18 protein-coding genes are annotated in these 17,771 nt (G+C 31.2%); 13 read left to right on the top strand and 5 right to left on the bottom strand.

Going from position 1 to position 17,771, the window contains the following annotated elements; all coding sequences use genetic code 11:
• Positions 1-879 (bottom strand): iron uptake system protein EfeO, encoded by an 879-nt coding sequence (gene efeO / locus RWL85_RS00280; protein WP_314083691.1) that lies wholly within the window; start codon positions 877-879, stop codon positions 1-3.
• 223 nt (positions 880-1,102) lie between these two features.
• Here efeO and RWL85_RS00275 point away from each other — a divergent pair, with 223 nt between their 5' ends.
• Positions 1,103-2,038 carry a hypothetical protein gene (locus RWL85_RS00275; RefSeq protein WP_314083689.1) on the top strand — a complete coding sequence of 312 codons (936 nt, stop codon included), beginning with the start codon at positions 1,103-1,105 and terminating at the stop codon, positions 2,036-2,038.
• Positions 2,039-2,102: 64 nt separating this feature from the next.
• Here RWL85_RS00275 and RWL85_RS00270 read toward each other — a convergent pair whose 3' ends face one another.
• Both RWL85_RS00270 and RWL85_RS00265 read right to left on the bottom strand, forming a co-directional pair.
• Entirely contained in the window at positions 2,103-2,837 is a 735-nt protein-coding gene (locus RWL85_RS00270) for an HAD-IB family hydrolase (RefSeq protein WP_314083687.1), read from the bottom strand.
• Positions 2,838-2,910: 73 nt separating this feature from the next.
• On the bottom strand, positions 2,911-4,602 hold the full coding sequence (locus RWL85_RS00265) for a M3 family oligoendopeptidase (protein ID WP_314083685.1): 1,692 nt from the start codon (positions 4,600-4,602) through the stop codon (positions 2,911-2,913).
• Positions 4,603-4,846: 244 nt separating this feature from the next.
• On the opposite strand from RWL85_RS00265, the gene def reads away from it, so the two are divergent.
• Positions 4,847-5,401, top strand: a complete 555-nt coding sequence (def, locus tag RWL85_RS00260) for a peptide deformylase (protein ID WP_314083683.1) — start codon at positions 4,847-4,849, stop codon at positions 5,399-5,401.
• A gap of 84 nt (positions 5,402-5,485) precedes the next feature.
• Here def and prfB read toward each other — a convergent pair whose 3' ends face one another.
• Positions 5,486-6,604 carry a peptide chain release factor 2 gene (gene prfB, locus RWL85_RS00255; RefSeq protein ID WP_314083681.1) on the bottom strand — a complete coding sequence of 373 codons (1,119 nt, stop codon included), beginning with the start codon at positions 6,602-6,604 and terminating at the stop codon, positions 5,486-5,488.
• Positions 6,605-6,870: 266 nt separating this feature from the next.
• Between prfB and hrcA the strand changes: the two genes are divergently transcribed.
• From hrcA to RWL85_RS00215, 8 genes are all read left to right on the top strand, one after another.
• Positions 6,871-7,884, top strand: coding sequence for a heat-inducible transcriptional repressor HrcA (hrcA, locus tag RWL85_RS00250; RefSeq protein ID WP_314083679.1), 1,014 nt, complete (start codon positions 6,871-6,873; stop codon positions 7,882-7,884).
• A 13-nt stretch (positions 7,885-7,897) separates the two neighbouring features.
• A complete protein-coding gene (grpE, locus tag RWL85_RS00245; protein WP_314083677.1) occupies positions 7,898-8,464 on the top strand; it encodes a nucleotide exchange factor GrpE in 567 nt (188 codons plus the stop codon).
• Positions 8,465-8,796: 332 nt separating this feature from the next.
• Complete coding sequence (gene dnaK, locus RWL85_RS00240) at positions 8,797-10,620, top strand: molecular chaperone DnaK (RefSeq protein ID WP_314083676.1); 1,824 nt, start codon at positions 8,797-8,799, stop codon at positions 10,618-10,620.
• Positions 10,621-10,692: 72 nt separating this feature from the next.
• Entirely contained in the window at positions 10,693-11,844 is a 1,152-nt protein-coding gene (gene dnaJ / locus RWL85_RS00235) for a molecular chaperone DnaJ (protein WP_314083674.1), read from the top strand.
• 258 nt (positions 11,845-12,102) lie between these two features.
• Positions 12,103-13,050, top strand: coding sequence for an HD domain-containing protein (locus RWL85_RS00230; RefSeq protein WP_314083673.1), 948 nt, complete (start codon positions 12,103-12,105; stop codon positions 13,048-13,050).
• Positions 13,051-13,066: 16 nt separating this feature from the next.
• Positions 13,067-14,128 carry a hypothetical protein gene (locus RWL85_RS00225; protein WP_314083672.1) on the top strand — a complete coding sequence of 354 codons (1,062 nt, stop codon included), beginning with the start codon at positions 13,067-13,069 and terminating at the stop codon, positions 14,126-14,128.
• A 1-nt stretch (position 14,129) separates the two neighbouring features.
• Entirely contained in the window at positions 14,130-14,519 is a 390-nt protein-coding gene (locus RWL85_RS00220) for an LD-carboxypeptidase (protein WP_314083670.1), read from the top strand.
• Positions 14,516-14,986 carry a hypothetical protein gene (locus RWL85_RS00215; RefSeq protein WP_314083668.1) on the top strand — a complete coding sequence of 157 codons (471 nt, stop codon included), beginning with the start codon at positions 14,516-14,518 and terminating at the stop codon, positions 14,984-14,986. Before RWL85_RS00220 ends, RWL85_RS00215 begins: the two co-directional genes overlap by 4 nt.
• A gap of 29 nt (positions 14,987-15,015) precedes the next feature.
• On the opposite strand, the gene RWL85_RS00210 is transcribed toward RWL85_RS00215, so the two are convergent.
• Positions 15,016-15,879, bottom strand: a complete 864-nt coding sequence (locus RWL85_RS00210) for an NAD(P)-dependent oxidoreductase (RefSeq protein WP_314083666.1) — start codon at positions 15,877-15,879, stop codon at positions 15,016-15,018.
• A gap of 161 nt (positions 15,880-16,040) precedes the next feature.
• Here RWL85_RS00210 and RWL85_RS00205 point away from each other — a divergent pair, with 161 nt between their 5' ends.
• The 3 genes from RWL85_RS00205 (at position 16,041) to rpmF (ending at position 17,745) form a co-directional block, all read left to right on the top strand.
• A complete protein-coding gene (locus RWL85_RS00205; RefSeq protein ID WP_314083665.1) occupies positions 16,041-16,943 on the top strand; it encodes a 1,4-dihydroxy-2-naphthoate polyprenyltransferase in 903 nt (300 codons plus the stop codon).
• Between the two features lie 86 nt (positions 16,944-17,029).
• Positions 17,030-17,536 carry a YceD family protein gene (locus RWL85_RS00200; RefSeq protein WP_314083662.1) on the top strand — a complete coding sequence of 169 codons (507 nt, stop codon included), beginning with the start codon at positions 17,030-17,032 and terminating at the stop codon, positions 17,534-17,536.
• Between the two features lie 32 nt (positions 17,537-17,568).
• On the top strand, positions 17,569-17,745 hold the full coding sequence (gene rpmF, locus RWL85_RS00195; RefSeq protein ID WP_003147267.1) for a 50S ribosomal protein L32: 177 nt from the start codon (positions 17,569-17,571) through the stop codon (positions 17,743-17,745).
• Positions 17,746-17,771: the final 26 nt, after the last annotated feature.

Genomic DNA, 17,771 nt, shown 5'->3' with positions numbered 1-17,771 from the left:
TTACTTAGCCTCTTCGTCTAATATTACACCAATTTGTGAAAGTGGTTCACCTAATTTTGTTACTGCTTCAGAAAGTTCTTTAGTATTTTCTTTAGTTAAGTCAGTATATAGTTTATAGTGTTTGTCATCAGTTTTATACTTATCTAATAGTTTATTAATTGTAGCAAATTTCTCAACTAAATCACTAGCTAATTTGCTATCTTTTTTCTCGATTAATGGTTTAAAGATTTTGAAGATTTCTTCAGCACCTTCGATATTAGCTTTAAAGTCGTATAGGTCAGTGTGAGAGTAAATTTCTTCTTCTCCTGTGATTTTTTGTGTTGCAACTTCGTTAAGTAGGTCAACAGCTCCAGTTACCATTAAATCAGGAGTAACTTCAACAGTAGCAACTTTAGCTTTTAATTCTTTAATATCTTTTACTAGCTGTTCAGCGTATTGTTCAGTACCTTTTGTAGTATTTTGTTCCCACATAATTTTTTCAATTCTGTGGAATCCACGCCATCCTTCTTCTGTTTTGTTTTCTTCTAAGTAGTCAGCAAGACGAAAGTCGATATTTACATCTAATTCTCCAAAACTTTCAGCAATTGGCTCTGAACGTTCATAAGCCATACGAATAACTGGGTATTGTTTCTTAGCTTCTTCAAGATTCCCTGCTTTAATAGTTTCAGCAAACTTTTCAGTATCTTTAAGTAGAGTATCTACTTGGTTTTCTACGAATTTTTTATAAAGGTCAGTAGCTTGTTTAAGTTGCTCTTTTGTACCTTTAGAAGTGTCAACTTGAGCAGTTTTGTTTTCTTCTTTCTTGTCAGTTTTAGCAGAACATCCGCTAATTACGATAGTACCAGCCATTAGTGCTAAAAATAATTTATTTTTCTTCATTTATAATTATACTCACTTTCAATTTAATCTACTATAAATTATAATCATTATCAGTTAGAAAGTAAAGTGATAAGAAACAAATTTTTTCAAAAAGAAAAGTTTTATTCATTTATTAAAAAAATTAATGATTTATTAGGTAGATTTTCTAGTGAAATAATCAAGAACTTAGTGTATACTATAGGTATAAATGTTTAAATAAAAATGATAAAGTAGGAGGGAAAATATGAGAAAAGGTATTGCTATATTTTCTAGTATTATTGTTGCCATACTAATTTGCGCCACAGCTTATTATTTTATGTTTGGTGGTGGAAAGGATAACAAAGTAAAAGAGGAATATCAAAAATATGTTGATATGATTAATATTAAACATGATTTTGAAGGTGGATCTAAAGGCTTAGATACATTAACAACTGATGTTGCACAAAAAGTTATACCAACTATTAAAACAGATATAAAAGTTGCAAAGGAAATCAGAAATACAGCCATAAGTCTTGAAGATAAAAAAATTGATGATGCTAAGGAAAGCATAGAAAAAGCTAAGAAACTAGATACTAACTCTAATTTTTCACCAGCAATTAATTGGTTAAATTCGGATATTGATAATTATAAAAGAGCAGAAGATGAAATAAAAAATCTTAAAATAGATTCTAACTTTAATAAAAATCTTTCTCAAGTTTTAGAAAAATATAAATTTAATAATAATAGTTTGAAACAATTATTAAATGATGCGGGAAATAAAATTTTAGAGAAGGCTGAAGAGACAGCGAAAAAAGAAAAAGAACTTGCTGAAAAAAGAGAACAAGAACGTAAAAAGAAAAGATCGGATGTTGATTTAGGTGGACCTAATCCAGCTTTATTAAATGATAGCAATTCATTGCCAGCAGACGCAAAAGGTATAGGTGGTGCAATGGATGAAGAAGGGGCAAGAAAAATGAGCTCTGAGCTTGTTAATAGATATAAAGGATATCTTCTTAAAAAGTATGATGGTGAATCAATAGAATGGTCTACAAATGGTAAGAGCTTTAAAATTATTAAAGAAGATGGAAGTAAACTTACTTTTACCACTAAGGCTCAGCTTTATAAAAAAGTTGGAAACAGACTGGTTTCTGGAGTGAATCTTAATAGTGAAGAAGGTTCTGAATTCTTATATAGAACTTAATAATTTAATCTTAGATAATAAAACTCAAGGTAGGACGTATTTGTCTATTACCTTGAGTTTTATTTTATATTTCTACTATATCTATATCTGCTCGTGTTTTATAAATAACGTCTTTACGTTCAATAAGAATAGTAGCTTTTTCTAATAATTCTTTATTTTCTTTGATTTTACTTAGTAATTCACGGCTTGGATTCATGGCAACTGGGTTTCCTACACGTCTTAACATGTTATAGTCTCCGTTAGTGTCACCATAGGCGTATGATTCATTAAGATCGATATTATATTCTTCTACTAATTTATCAATCATTTTATTTTTACTGTCGGCATCCCACATAGGAATAACTTCCCCAGTGAATTTATCGTCTTCCATTATGTATTTACTACCAATTGCTAGAAATGCATGGTGTTTTTTCCCCATTGCTTCAACTAAATAATCTGGACTACCTGATATAAAAATAATTAAGTGACCATTTTTTTTATGTTGTTCTATGATATTTCTAGTAAATTTATATACACGATCTGCTTTTAATTTTATTACTTGTTCAGTTGCGAAATCAATATATTTTTTATGAAGTCCTGTTATTGCATTTACATAGGCTTCAGAAACGCCAAATAGATAGTTATCGTAGTCTTCAAATCTTTTATCCCAGTTTATATAGCTATCTTTAACACCGTTTAACCAATATTTTTCATCTACAACTTCGTATTTTATTAATTTTTTAAAATGCTCTGTCATTAAAGAATCCCTATAGAGAGTCCCATCAATATCAAAAAATGCAGCTATCTTTTTATCTTTCATATTTTATCCTCCTGGTTTTAAAATAATTACAATTATTTATAATTAAAGGCGAGAATCACTCGCCTTTAAAGTTCTAGAATTTAGTTGTATCAACAGAATTGATATATTTTTTAAGTTCTGGTACGATATTAGAAATAGTTCCGTCTTTGAATGGATTTTCTAAGTTAGCTTCTTTTACTAATTCTAAGAATGGTTTAGTTCCTCCAAGTTTACATAAATGTAGGTATTCTTTCCATGCTTTTTCTCTATTTTCGTTAGCTTTTTTCCAGAATTGGAATGCGCAAACTTGAGCTAGAGTGTAGTCGATGTAGTAGAAAGGTGCACCGAATAAATGACCTTGTCTATAGAAGAATAATCCTTCATCAAGTTCAGGAATATCTTCGTAGTAACGAGATGGTAAGTATTTTCTTTCAATTTCTAACCATTTCATTCTACGCTCTTTTGGAGTTAGTTCTGGATTTTCATATACTTCGTGTTGGAATTCATCTACAGTAACACCGTACGGTAAGAATTTAATAGCTGTTGCCATGTGATAGTATTTGAATTTTTCAGTTTCTTCTTTAAAGAATAGGTTCATCCAAGGCCATGTTAAGAATTCCATACTCATTGAGTGAATTTCGCAAGCTTCGTATGTCGGCCAAACATAATCTGGCATGTGATGTCTACTTTCAAAAACTTGGAAAGCATGTCCAGCTTCGTGAGTTAACACTGTGACATCATGAGGTGTTTGATTGAAGTTAGCGAAAATAAATGGAGCTTTGTAGTTTGGAATAAATGTACAGTATCCACCACCAGCTTTTCCTGGTTTTGTATCTAAGTCTAGTAAATTGTTTTCAGTCATAAATGTAAAGAATTCATTAGTTTCTGGTGATAATTCTTTATACATTGTTTTAGCATAGTCAACAAGTGTTGGACGATCTCCTTTAGGAGTAGGGTTACCTGATTTAAATGTTACACCTTCATCGTGGAATGAAAGTTTTTCAAGACCTAGACGATTAGCTTGCGTTTTTTTAAGTTCTTCAACTACTGGTACGATTTCTTCAAAAATTTGTTTTCTGTAGTTTGCTACGTCTTTTGCATTGTAATCAGTTCTACGTAAACGTAGGTAAGCAACTTCTACAAAGTTTTTAAAGCCAAGTTTTTTCGCAATACGTGTACGTACTTTAATCATACGATCATAGATACTATCGTATTGTTCTAAGTTTTCTTTGAAGAATTTAGCTACAGCTTTACTTGCTAATAAACGAGTTTCACGATTAGCATCTTGTGTATATTTAGCCATACCGCTTAAGTTATGTTCTCCACCATCGAATGGTATTTTAGCACTTGAAGTTAATTTAGTGTATTCTGAAGAGAGTTTATTTTCTTCTTTTAAGTCTTCGATAATTTCATCGCTGAATACTTTTAGAGAAGTTTCTATTAGATTGAAGTAATGTTCTCCAATTTCTTTTTTTAGTTCTTCTTTAAATTTTGAATTAAACATCGCTTCATCGAATTTGCTGTAAAGGGAATCTAATTCAGGACCGAATTCATCCCAAAATTCTTGTTCAGCTTCATAAAATTGATCTGTAGTATCAATTGTTACACGAATTTCTGCTAATTGTGACATTGTACTCACATCATCACGAAGTTTGTTGTATTCGTTGAAAATTTCTACAACTTCCTCAGCGCTGTTTGATGTATTTAATTTTTCTCTTAATGTTTCTAATTGTTCTTTTAATTGTTCTGTATTTGGTCTTGTATATTGGTAATTTTCAAAAGTCATAATTTATCCTCCTAAAAATTTTTAAAATTATCAATACCATTATCATAACATGAAATTAATAAAAACACAAAAGTAAATTTCAGAAAATTCAAAAATAAAAATAGAAAATTGCGGTTATATTTCGTGTAAAATAATACTACAAAAAAATTGTCGTATAGGAAACTTAGACCTTTGACATTCTGCTGTATTTATGAAATAATAGATAAGGAAGAAATACTGATATAAAAAATAAAGGAGAAAAATTTTGATTACAACTAAAGATATAATTATAGATCCTCATACGACTCTTAGAGCGAGAGCTGAGGAAGTGAAAAGCCCAATTTCGGATGAAGATAAAGCAACATTACGAGGATTATTAGAATATGTTATTGCTTCTCAAGATGACGAAAAAGCTGAAAAATTAGGATTAAAACCTGGAATAGGGTTAGCTGCACCACAAATCAATGTTTCAAAAAGAATGATTGCAGTGCATATTCCAGATGAAGAATATCCGGAAAATACGGTTTCTTATGCATTATATAATCCAAAAATCATCTCAAACTCAGCTGCAAAATGTTACTTAGCAGGTGGAGAGGGATGTCTATCTGTAGATAAAGAAATTAAAGGGTATGTTCCACGTTATTCAAAAATTAAAGTAGTTGGTTATAACGAAAATGATGAAAAAGTTACTTTAACTTTAACTGATTTACCAGCTATTTGTTTCCAACATGAGATTGATCATTTAAATGGAGTTATGTTCTACGATCATATTAATAAAGAAAATCCATTTGATGTTCCGGCAGAGTATGAAAAACTATAATATATAGAAGAAAATACACGGGAGTGACTCAAAAATCATGATTTCTAAGAAATCAATTTTATCGAGTCACCCTCGTGTATTTGATTATGATATTTCTTTTTCTTTCATATTAAAGTGAAGATAAGCGTCGATAAAGTCGATTATTTCACCATCCATTACTCTATCTACAGTAGAGACTTCATAGTTTGTTCTATGGTCTTTGACCATTGTGTATGGAGTAAATACATATGAACGAATTTGTGAACCCCAACCAATGTCTTTTTGTTCTCCACGAATAGCGGCTAGTTCTCTTTCTTTTTCTTCTATTTCAAGCTGATACAGTTTAGATTTCAAGTTTTTCATTGCTGCATCTTTATTTTTTATTTGGCTACGTTCGGCTTGTGATTGCACAACAATACCAGTCGGTAGGTGAGTAATACGAACTGCAGAGTCAGTAGTGTTAATATGTTGTCCACCTGCTCCTTGAGCACGATAAGTGTCTATTTTCAAATCTTCATTATTTATTTCTATATTAATTTCATCATCATTAAATTCTGGGATTACATCGATTGAAGAGAATGATGTATGTCTTTTTCCAGAGGGATCAAAAGGTGAGATACGAACAACACGGTGTACTCCTTTTTCTCCTTTTAATAAACCATAAGCAAAATCACCTTCGATTTTTATGGTCGCAGACTTGACACCTGTAATATCGCCAGATTGGTAATTTAAGTAGCTGTATTTTAATCCTTGTTTTGTGAAGAATCTTTCATACATACGAAGCATTAGCTCTGACCAGTCTGTAGCATCAGTACCACCAGCACCTGCATGTATTTCTAGTATAGCATTATTATTATCATATTCTTCAGAGAATAACAATCTAAAACTAAAATCTTCAACACTTGATTTAAGATTCACTACTGTTTCTAGTAAATCTTGATAAATTTCTTCGTCATCTTCATCTTTTAAAAATTCAATCATTTCTTCAGAGTGTTCAAGATAATCTACCATTTCGCTAAATTCATCAAGTTCTTTTTTTATACTTTTAGATTCGGTAACTAGTAAACTGGCAGCCTCACTATCATTCCAAAAATTAGCATAAAGCATCATATTTTCTATTTCAGCAACACGTTCAGTTTTATCTTCTATCTTTAATGAAGTTTTAAATTCAGTTATTCTTTTGTTAATTTCTTCGAGTTCTTTTCTAAGTTCAATAAGTTCCAAAATTTTTACCTCTATTAACTTCTTTCGCTTATTTATTATACAAGAATTTCGCTCAAGATACAAGATTAGAATAGAGTACGCAATAAATTAAACTAATAAAATAGAGTAGAAATAACATGAAAAATTAATATAAGGAATAAAGGTCAAAAAAAGTCAAAAAAATTTCAAAAAAGGTATTGACTTACTTTGACCTTAATGATATTATTATATATGTAATTAGCAGTCGAACTCTTAGAGTGCTAAATTACAAAATTGGAGAATAGGTGATGACGATGTTAATAGATAGACAAGTACTCATTCTTCAATCTATAGTCGAAAATTTTATTACAACCAATCAACCTGTTGGTTCTAAACAAATTGCTCAAAATATAGATTTCAGTTCGGCAACGATAAGGAATGACATGAGTAAATTAGAAAAAGAAGGTTTGATTAAAAAGACACATATTTCATCAGGTCGAGTACCTTCGGAAAAAGGTTATCGCTATTATGTAGATTATATAAAAAAAGATTATGAACTATCGAATAGTGAGAATGAAAAACTTAAACAGCTCGTTAATGGTGATATAGTTTCGGAAAATAACTTCTTAGAAAAAAATGCTATAGTATTATCGGACTTAACTGATTGTACAGCGGTAATATTAGCTCCGACAAAAACGGATAGGCGTATTAATAAAATAGAGGTTATTCTTCTAAGTAGTCGTAGTATTCTTGTTATATTAGTAACAAACATAGGAGAGGTATTCCAACAAAACTATAAACTTGATGCGGATTTTACTGCAGAGGATATAGTGGAAATTAATAAACTTCTTCAGAGTTATTTCTATGATGTGGATATGGCAACAGCTCACGTAATAATCCATGGTGAGTTAGAAAAATATCTTAAAAATAAAGTTAATAACTACGATATGATAGTAGTTGCTTTAAATAGATTGTTGCAAAATAAAATTAAGAAGACTGTAGCATTAGGGGGTAAGTACAATTTACTTAAACAACCCGATATAGATAATGTAGAAAAATTAAAAGAAGTAGTATCGCTCTTAGAAGATGATAAGATAGTCGAGCTTCTAGATAATAATGAAGTAACAGACCAACCATCTATTAAAATAGGAACAGAGCTTAACCTTGGAAATATAGATGATCTTTCATTAGTTTCTAGTAGTTATAATACATCTAATGGTCAAGGTGTAATCGCCGTTTTTGGACCGAAGAGAATGGACTATTCAAAAATCATGACACTTATAGCTTGTGTACGTGATAATTTAAATAATAATTTAAAATAATTAGGAGGTAGAGATGGCTACTGAAGAACAAAAAGAAACTCTACAAGAAGAAGTAACAGCAGAAGAAATTCTACAAGAAGATACGACAGATTCAGAGGAAGTAGTAGAGAAATCTGCAGAAGAGTTATTACAAGAACAAATTGAAAAACTGCAAGAAGAAGTAAAAGCGTCAGAAGATAAGTATTTACGACTTTATGCAGAGTTTGAAAACTTTAAACGACGTAAAAATCAAGAAATTGACACTATAAATGCTTATAAGAGTCAAAAAGTCATAACAGAAATCTTACCAAGTTTAGATAATCTTGAACGTGCTTTACAAGTTGAATCAACTAATGAAGAAGTACAAACAATTCTAAAAGGTGTTCAAATGGTGTATGAAGGATTACAAGCAGCGCTTAAATTAGAAGGTGTAGAATTAGTAGAAACTGAAAATGCTCAGTTCGACCCAAACTTCCACCACGCAGTAATGCAAGGGGAAGAAAGTGACAAAGAAAGTGGAGTAATCTTAGATACATTCCAAAAAGGTTACAAATTAAAAGATAGAGTAATCAGACCAGCAATGGTTAAAGTTAATTCTTAAAGGTTACATCGTTAGCATTTCAAGTATTGTAAATACGAAGAAATGGTTACGAGGAAGCTTCTCAAAGATACTCAAAGAATAAGGAACGAAGTGACGGAATGATTTGAAAGTATCGACTGAGCCTTAGTTTTTTCGAACCTAGAAGGTGAAGAAAAAAGTTAGGAGTAAGAATCGCACAGCTACACCAAGAATGAGGAGCGTAGCAATGAAATGATTGGTATGTAGCCACTGCGTAGATGAAATAAGTAATATTAGATTTTGTTAGAGTGAAAAATCATTTTAACAAACGAATTATAAAATATAGTTATTATAAATTTAAGGAGGACAAAAAAATGTCAAAAATTATAGGTATAGACTTAGGAACAACAAACTCATGTGTATCAGTATTAGAAGGTGGAGAAGCTAAAGTAATCCCTAATCCAGAAGGTAACAGAACTACTCCTTCTGTAGTAGCATTCAAAGGTGAGGAGATTCAAGTAGGAGAAGTAGCAAAACGTCAAGCAATTACTAACCCCAACACAGTAATTTCTATCAAACGTCACATGGGTACAGATTACAAAGAAGAAGTAAATGGTAAAAAATACTCACCACAAGAAATTTCAGCAATGATTTTACAAAACTTAAAAGCAACTGCTGAAGCTTACCTTGGTGAAAAAGTAACTAAAGCAGTTATTACAGTACCAGCATACTTCAACGATGCTCAACGTCAAGCAACAAAAGACGCAGGTAAAATCGCAGGATTAGAAGTAGAACGTATTATTAATGAACCTACAGCAGCAGCATTAGCATATGGATTAGAAAAAACAGATGTAGATCAAAAAGTATTAGTATTTGACCTTGGTGGTGGTACGTTCGACGTATCTATCTTAGAACTAGGAGATGGAGTATTCGAAGTATTAGCTACATCTGGAGATAACTTACTAGGTGGAGATGACTTTGACCAAGCTATTATTGACTACCTTGTAGATGAATTCAAAAAAGAACAAGCTATCGATTTGTCACAAGATAAAATGGCAATGCAACGTCTAAAAGATGCAGCAGAGAAAGCTAAAAAAGATTTATCTGGTGTAACTTCAACTCAAATTTCATTACCATTCATCTCAGCTGGAGCTAATGGACCAGTTCACTTAGAAAACACATTAACTCGTGCTAAATTCGATGAGCTTACTCACAACTTAGTTGAAAGAACATTAGTACCAACTCGCCAAGCTCTTAAAGATGCAGGATTAACACCAAGTGAAATCGATCAAGTAATCCTAGTTGGTGGATCAACTCGTATTCCAGCAGTTCAAGAAGCTGTTAAAAAAGAAATGGGCAAAGAGCCTCATAAAGGAGTAAATCCTGATGAAGTAGTAGCTATGGGGGCTGCTATTCAAGGTGGAGTAATCACAGGAGATGTTAAAGACATCGTGTTACTAGATGTAACTCCATTATCACTAGGTATTGAAACAATGGGATCAGTTATGACAGTATTAATCCCAAGAAATACTACAATTCCAACATCTAAATCACAAGTATTCTCTACAGCTGCAGATAACCAACCAGCAGTAGATATCCACGTATTACAAGGTGAACGTCCAATGGCATCTGATAACAAAACTCTTGGAAGATTCCAACTTTCAGATATACCACCAGCACCACGAGGAGTACCTCAAATCGAAGTTACATTCGATATTGATAAAAACGGTATTGTAAATGTTACTGCTAAAGACCTTGGAACTCAAAAACAACAAAAAATTACTATTGAATCTAGTAGCTCATTAACTGATGCTGATATTGATAGAATGGTTAAAGAAGCAGAAGCTAATGCAGAAGCAGACGCTAAACGTAAAGAAGAAGCAGATGTACGTAACGAAGCTGACCAACTTTCATTCCAAGCTGATAAAGCATTAGAAGAAGCTAAAGATAAAGTTGATCAAAGCTTATTAGATAACATTAAAGCTAAAAATGATACATTAAAAGAAGCTATTAAAAATAATAACTTAGAAGAAATTAAAGCAGCTAAAGACGAATTGAACAAAGCTGTTCAAGAAATGACTATGAAACTTTACGAGCAAGCTAATGCAGCAGCTGGAGCTCAAGGTGCAGATGCTGGAGCAACTTCATCTAAAAATGATGATGATACAATTGATGCAGACTTCACTGAGAAAAAATAATTAAATAAAAAGTTGAAGGGCTGGTAGCGTTAAGCGCTAGCCCTTCGTTAAATAATTATAGGAGAGATTAAGATGGCTAAAAGAGATTATTATGAGGTACTTGGCGTTAGTAAAAGTGCCAGTGCAGCCGAAATAAAAAAAGCATATCGTAAATTATCAAAACAATATCACCCAGATATCAACAAAGAGCCAGGAGCTGAAGATAAATTTAAAGAAATTACAGAAGCTTACGAAGTTCTAAGTGACGATACTAAAAAATCTCAATATGATCAATTTGGTCATGCTGCGTTTGAAGGTGGAGCAGGTCAAGGTGGATTTGGTGGCTTCGGTGGAGGATTCTCTGGATTCTCAGGTGGTTTTGATGACCTTGGAGATATTTTTTCAAGTTTCTTTGGAGGTGGTGGATCACGTCGTAATCCGAATGCACCACGTCAAGGAGAAGACTTATTACACCGCATTCGTATAAGTTTTGAAGATGCCGTATTCGGTACTAAAAAAACTATTAAAATCCGAAAAGATGTAGAATGCGATCACTGTCATGGAAGTGGAGCGAAAGATTCTTCATCTGTGAATACTTGTCATAGATGTAATGGTAGTGGACAAGAAGCGGTAATTCAAGATACTCCATTTGGACGTATGCAAAGTCAGCGTACATGTTCAGAATGCCAAGGACGCGGAAAAATTATTAAAGATAAATGTGCTCACTGTTTCGGTAAAGGATATAATAACCGTGAAGTAGAATATGAAGTAGAGATTCCAGAAGGAATTAGTTCAGGTCAACGTGTTCGTCTTCGTGGTAAAGGTGGAGCAGGTGAAAATGGTGGTCCAGCAGGTGATTTATTCATAGAAGTAATCGTTGCTGAGGATTCATACTTCCACAGAGAAGATGATGATATTTATACTGAATTAAGACTTTCACCAGCACAGGCAGCGCTAGGTACAAAACTTGATGTACGTACATTAACAGGAGAGATTGAATTAAATGTTCCTGCAGGAACACAACATGGCCGTAAGTTCCGTCTAGCAGGTAAAGGGGTTAAGAGTGTAATGGGATATGGACAAGGAGATCACTATATCGTGGTATCTATTGAAATTCCTAAAAACTTATCAACAAAAGAACGTGAGCTATACCTTGAACTTGCTAAATTAAATAATGAAAAAATTGAAGAAGATGAGAGCTTCTTAGATAAAGTAAGTAGAAAAGCGAAAGACCTATTTGACTAATAAAATTAAAAGATATTGGATTAAAAGTCTCATAAAATATTTTTAGATATAGCAATTTATTGATTTTATAAAAGCACTTTTGAGATCTAATAAATTATGCGAGGGTGATTCAACAAAACGATTTCAGAGAAATTATGATTGTTGAGTCACTCTTTTTTGTTATTTTGAAGAGTATGCTACTGTATTTATTTGAATTTTTTTGTAATACAAAGTAAAATATAATATGGATATAAAATATACAAAAGAAGGAGTGAGGAAATGTTCATAAGCGATTTTAAGACCGATCAAGAGATTGGTATGTTTTTATTGTTAGATAATGTAATTCGTGGAATTGCAACAAGTGGAAAAGCATATTTAACACTTTATCTTAAAGATAAAACAGGAAGTATTGATGGTAAAATTTGGGAAGTTAAAGAAGAAGATAGTGAAAATTTAAAAGCTGGTAAGATGATTTATGTTGAGGGAACTGTTTTAGACTATCGTGGGAAGCTTCAGTTAAAAATAAAGAACTATAGAATGGCAACTGATAGTGATAATATAGATATTCAAGATTATATTCAAACAGCACCAGTTCCAAAAGATGTAATGATAAATGAATTAAATTACTTCTTAAAAGAAATAGGAAATGATAATTTAAGAAATGTAACTATTGAATTGTTAAATAAATATAAAAAACAATTTATTAGTTATCCTGCAGCTAAATCAATGCATCATGATTTCTATTCGGGATTGATTTATCACACAACAACAATGCTGAAAATAGCGAAAGCTCTAGTAGCTATTTATCCATCACTAAATAAAGATTTATTATATAGCGGAATCATTTTGCATGATTTAGGAAAAACTGTAGAACTTAGTGGACCTGTAGGAACCTCTTATACATTAGAGGGAGAACTTTTAGGCCATATTGTTATTATGAGTGATGAAGTAGCTCGTATGGCAGATAAATTAGGAATTGAAGCTGAAGAGATTACACTTTTAAGACATATGATTCTTGCTCATCATGGTAAATATGAATTTGGTTCACCAAAATTACCAATGATAAAAGAAGCAGAAATTATTCATTTCATAGACAACATTGATGCTAGAATGATGATGTTTGAGAAAAATTTAGCGAATGTGGAACCTGGTACATTTAGTGATAAGTTGTTTGGACTAGAAGGGAGACATTTCTATGTTCCTACATTTGATAGAGAAAACAATTAAGGAAAAGAGAAAAGATATGAATAAAGGAATGAAATATTTATTAGGTTTTGTTACGATATTTATTGCAGCTATAATTTGTGTATTTGGTATTATTAAATATGAAGAAATGCAAGATGGTTCAGCTACAAACAATAGTGCGAACTTAGGAAGTGTAGATGGGAAGCAGCTTAGTAAAGAAACAACAATTATTATTGAAAAAATTTCAACATTAAATGATATCGATGCTCTTAACTCTGAATTACATTTATCACAATCTGTAATTGATATCTTGAAAAAATATGCACCAACTGTAAGTTACGCGGTAGATAACAGTGAAGGATATGATGTAATCTACTTCCGTTTAGGTGGATATTATGCTGATTTTAAAATTAATGATGTAAATAAAATTATCGGTTCTTATAAAGTTGATGGTGGAAAATTAACACCAACAGGGGATGATTTGAATAAGATTGGTACTAAAGTTAATGGTAATGATAAATTAAAATGGACTGATTTAAATCTAAAGAATACTGACCATAATAAATCTGCAGCAAAAGAAATTCTTAAAAAATATTTCTTTGTAACTCATGGAGGAAGAAAGTTAGAGCCAGTAGCATTATTTGGTTATTTAGTTGATATAGATAAAAATATCACTGTCAGTGGTAAGGATTATCATGTAACTAAAATGTCATTGGCTGAATTAACGGATGTTTATAATACAGCTTACAAGGATACATACAGTGCAGAAGATGTTTATAAAGATGTACTATCACTGAAAAATATAAAATATAGAGAAGTAGATGATAGTTATTCAGGTAATGAAGATAAGTATAATAATTCTCTTGTGTTAGGAGAGACAGTATTCTTTAAAAAAGATAAAGTTTATATAACAGGAATGGGAGGAATTGGTGGTGCAACTCAATTTACTCCAACTGATGAAAGTAGTTGGACTACTGAAGGGGATAGATTAATAGTTCCAATTAAAAATTCATCTTTAAATAGTGTTGCAGGTAAATATATACTGCGATTAAACGATAAGCAATATAAGGGTGGAGAATCTCGCTCTAAATACTATATAGAGAGTATAGAACTAAACTAATATGTTAGAGATAAATAATAAAGTAGCTTTAGTAGTTTGTTCTAACGGCAAAGCTAGGGAAGATAAAATTAAATTAGATAAATTAGAAGAAATATTAAAAAGTCTAGGCTTAGTTCCTGTTTATAGTAACTATTTATATAAAGATAAATTTGGAAAAAGTGCTAGTGCAGAAATACGTAGTGAAGAGCTAATGAATTTTTTTAGTGATAAAAGTATAAAGGCAATTTTTGATATTTCTGGTGGAGATCTTTCTAATGAAATATTAGATTATCTAGACTATGATATTATTAAAAAGAATATTAAACTATTTTTTGGATATAGTGATTTAAGTGTAGTATTAAATGCAATAACGGTTAAAACAGAGAACCTACATATTTATACCAAGTATTGAATATTATTGGAAATGAAAATATAAGAGATAGTTTTAAGAAAACAGTGATGTATAATGAACCAGATTTAACAAATATATCATGGAATTTTTTTCAAGGTGAAGAAATTAGTGGAATAGTTGCAGGTGGAAATATTAGGTGTTTTCTTAAACTAGCAGGCACTCAGTATTTTCCAGATTTAGAAAATAGAGTATTATTTTTAGAAGGACTAGGTACAACAGTAGAATCATTAATTACTCATCTAACTCAATTAAAACAAATGGGTGTTTTTGATAAAATTTCAGGTTTATTACTTGGAACTTTTACTAATATCGAAAAAATATATAATAAAAATGATATTTATAGTATAGTCAAAGATTTTATAGATAAAGATTTACCCGTAGCTAAGACAAGTGAAGTAGGGCATGATATAAATTCTAAAATGATTACTATAGGTGGCAGAATAAATATAAAAAAACTTTCAGAGTAGATAAATTACTCTGAAAGTTTTTCTATTAATTATAGGTTATACCATTTAGAAATAGCTTGAGTACCATTAGTATTTCTTACTTCTTCTTCTAATTCGTTATAAATTTTGTACGCTGTCTCAAGCCCAGGAAGTTTGATATTCATTTTTTCACATTCTTCTAAAGCAAGTTTCATATCTTTAATAAAGTGGTGAGTGAAAAATCCTGGTTTAAAATCACCGTTTAAGATACGAGGCCCATATGAAGTCATTGAAAAGCTACCACCTGATCCAGTAGATACTGTTTTGAAGAACGAGTCTAAGTCTAAACCAACTTCTTTAGCGAATTTAAAGCTTTCTGCAACAGAAATCATAGTAGTAGCTATTGCTATTTGATTAGCCAGTTTTGTATATTGCCCTTTACCAGCTTCACCGAAATATGTGATGTTTTTACCTAGTTTTTCAACTAATGGAAGAACAATTTCTTCAAATACTTTCTTGTCCCCACCAGCCATAATTGATAATGTAGCATTTTTAGCTCCAACATCTCCTCCTGTAACAGGAAGATCAAGTGCATATGCGCCAACTTTTAAAAACTCATTACTAATTTTTTCCGCTAGACTTGGAGAAGAAGTAGTCATATCGACAAATACTTGTCCTTTTTTAGCGGTTGTAATAAGTCCATTTTCTCCTAAATAAACTTCTTCAACATCTTTTGGATAACCTACAATGGTAAAGATTACGTCTGCAAATTTAGGGGCATCTTTTACTTCGCTAAGAAGTTTAGCTCCGCGACTTACTAAGTTGTCAGTTTTACTCTTTGTTCTGTTGTAAACGTAAAGTTCATGACCAGCATCCATAAGATGACTTGCCATGCTTTCACCCATAACTCCTGTTCCAATCCATGCAATTTTCATTGGGGAAACCTCCAAATAATATAATTTTCTGTACAATTATTATAACATAAAATACTGAAAACGCTATATTATGTATTTGTGAATAAATTAGAAATTTTAATATCAATGCTTTGTAAAAATATGATATAATAGTCAAGAAAAAAGTTAACTTGGAGGATGTTGTGAATAAAAGTAAATTAATAGAGTTTTTTATGTGTACAAGACCACATAGTTATCCGGCATCGATAGCACCAGTGTTATTTGGAGCAACATATGCTTTAGGATACGAGAGTAACTTCTCAATTTTAAAATTTATGTTGTTTTTACTTGCTTGTCTGTTGATTCAAGCGGCAACTAATTTATTTAATGAGTATTATGACTACAAACATGGGTTAGATAAGGTCGATTCAGAAGGAATTTCTGGTTCGATAGTTAAAGGGAATTTAAGTCCAAAAGAGGTTATGGTAGGAGCCTTGGTATTGTATGCACTAGTATTTGTACTTGGATTAATTTTAACATTCATGACTAGTGTCTATGTACTATTAGTCGGTTTAGTGTGTATGCTTGCTGGGTATTTCTATACAGGTGGAACGTATCCTATAGCTTATTCCCCATTTGGAGAAGTTGTTTCTGGTTTCTTTATGGGAACAATAATTATTGCTTTATCATTTTATTTTCAAACTGGCTATGTTAATACCGATATTATTGTCGTTTCACTGCCGTTATTTATCATGATTGGAGCAATTTTATTAGCGAATAATATCCGTGATTTAGATAATGATAAAGAATCAGGAAGAAGAACATATGCAATATTAGTAGGAAGAAATAATGCGATAAAAACTTTGGCAAGCAGTTTTGTAGTAGTGTATTTGCTAAACATAGTATTCGCTGTTATAAAATATGTTTCATGGTATAATTTATTAGTATTAGTTACTATTCCTTTAGCGATAAAAATAATTAAAGGTTTTAGTGCAAATAATCACAAAAAAACAATGGCGCCATTTATGGTGTTAACAGCTAAGTTAACAATTTTTGTAGGATTTATAATGTCGTTATCGAATATACTAAAATATTTAATGAACTAAAAAAATATAAAAAGAGTCAACTTTTTTTGTTGACATCTTAAACTAAAAGATATATAATAAATAATGTGTTTATGAGGTGATATTTAATGAAATGGTTAAGATCTTCGTTATTCAAAAATAATAGTGATACTTTTGTTTTTGAAGAAAATATAAATGTTAAAGTAGCACACTATGATAGCTCTTTAAAAGATATTAGAGACGTTGTTGTTAGTGGAAAATTAACTCGAGGTGGACAAGATAAAATCTATGCTGATCTATTAATTAAAGGTAACTTCGAAATGATTTCAGGAAAAACACTAAAAGAAGTTGTTGTTCCATTTGAAATCGAAGAGAGAGAAGAATACGTTGATAAATCTGTATTTGCAGGTGAAGAGGTATTCGATGTTAATTTAATGGATATGTATATTGATTTAACACCTTTAGTAAATGAGCTTATAATTTTAAATATTCCAATAACTACTTCTGATGAAGAAGAGTTAGAAATGGTTTCTGGTAATGACTGGGAAGTGGTTTCTGAAGAGTCTTTAACTGATGTTAAAGAAAAGAAAGAATCACCATTTGCGGCTCTTAATGGATTATTTAAAGAACAATAAGAATTATTTAAAATAATTGGAGGAAATTAACTATGGCAGTTCCTTTTAGAAGAACATCAAAAACAGCTAAAAGAAAAAGAAGAACTCACAAAAAACTATCTGCACCATCAATTACTATCGATGCAACAACTGGTAACTACGTAATGGGTCACCGTGTTGATAGAAAAACTGGTATGTACAAAGGTAGACAAGTTCTAGACGTTAAATAATTTAAATATTACCAAACCCTAAGGAG

The sequence above is a fragment of the uncultured Gemella sp. genome, from assembly GCF_963515875.1.
In the GTDB taxonomy this organism is placed as follows: Bacteria; Bacillota; Bacilli; order Staphylococcales; family Gemellaceae; genus Gemella.
Note: the sequence above shows the minus strand (reverse complement) of the source record. Positions and strands in the feature narration are given on the sequence as shown.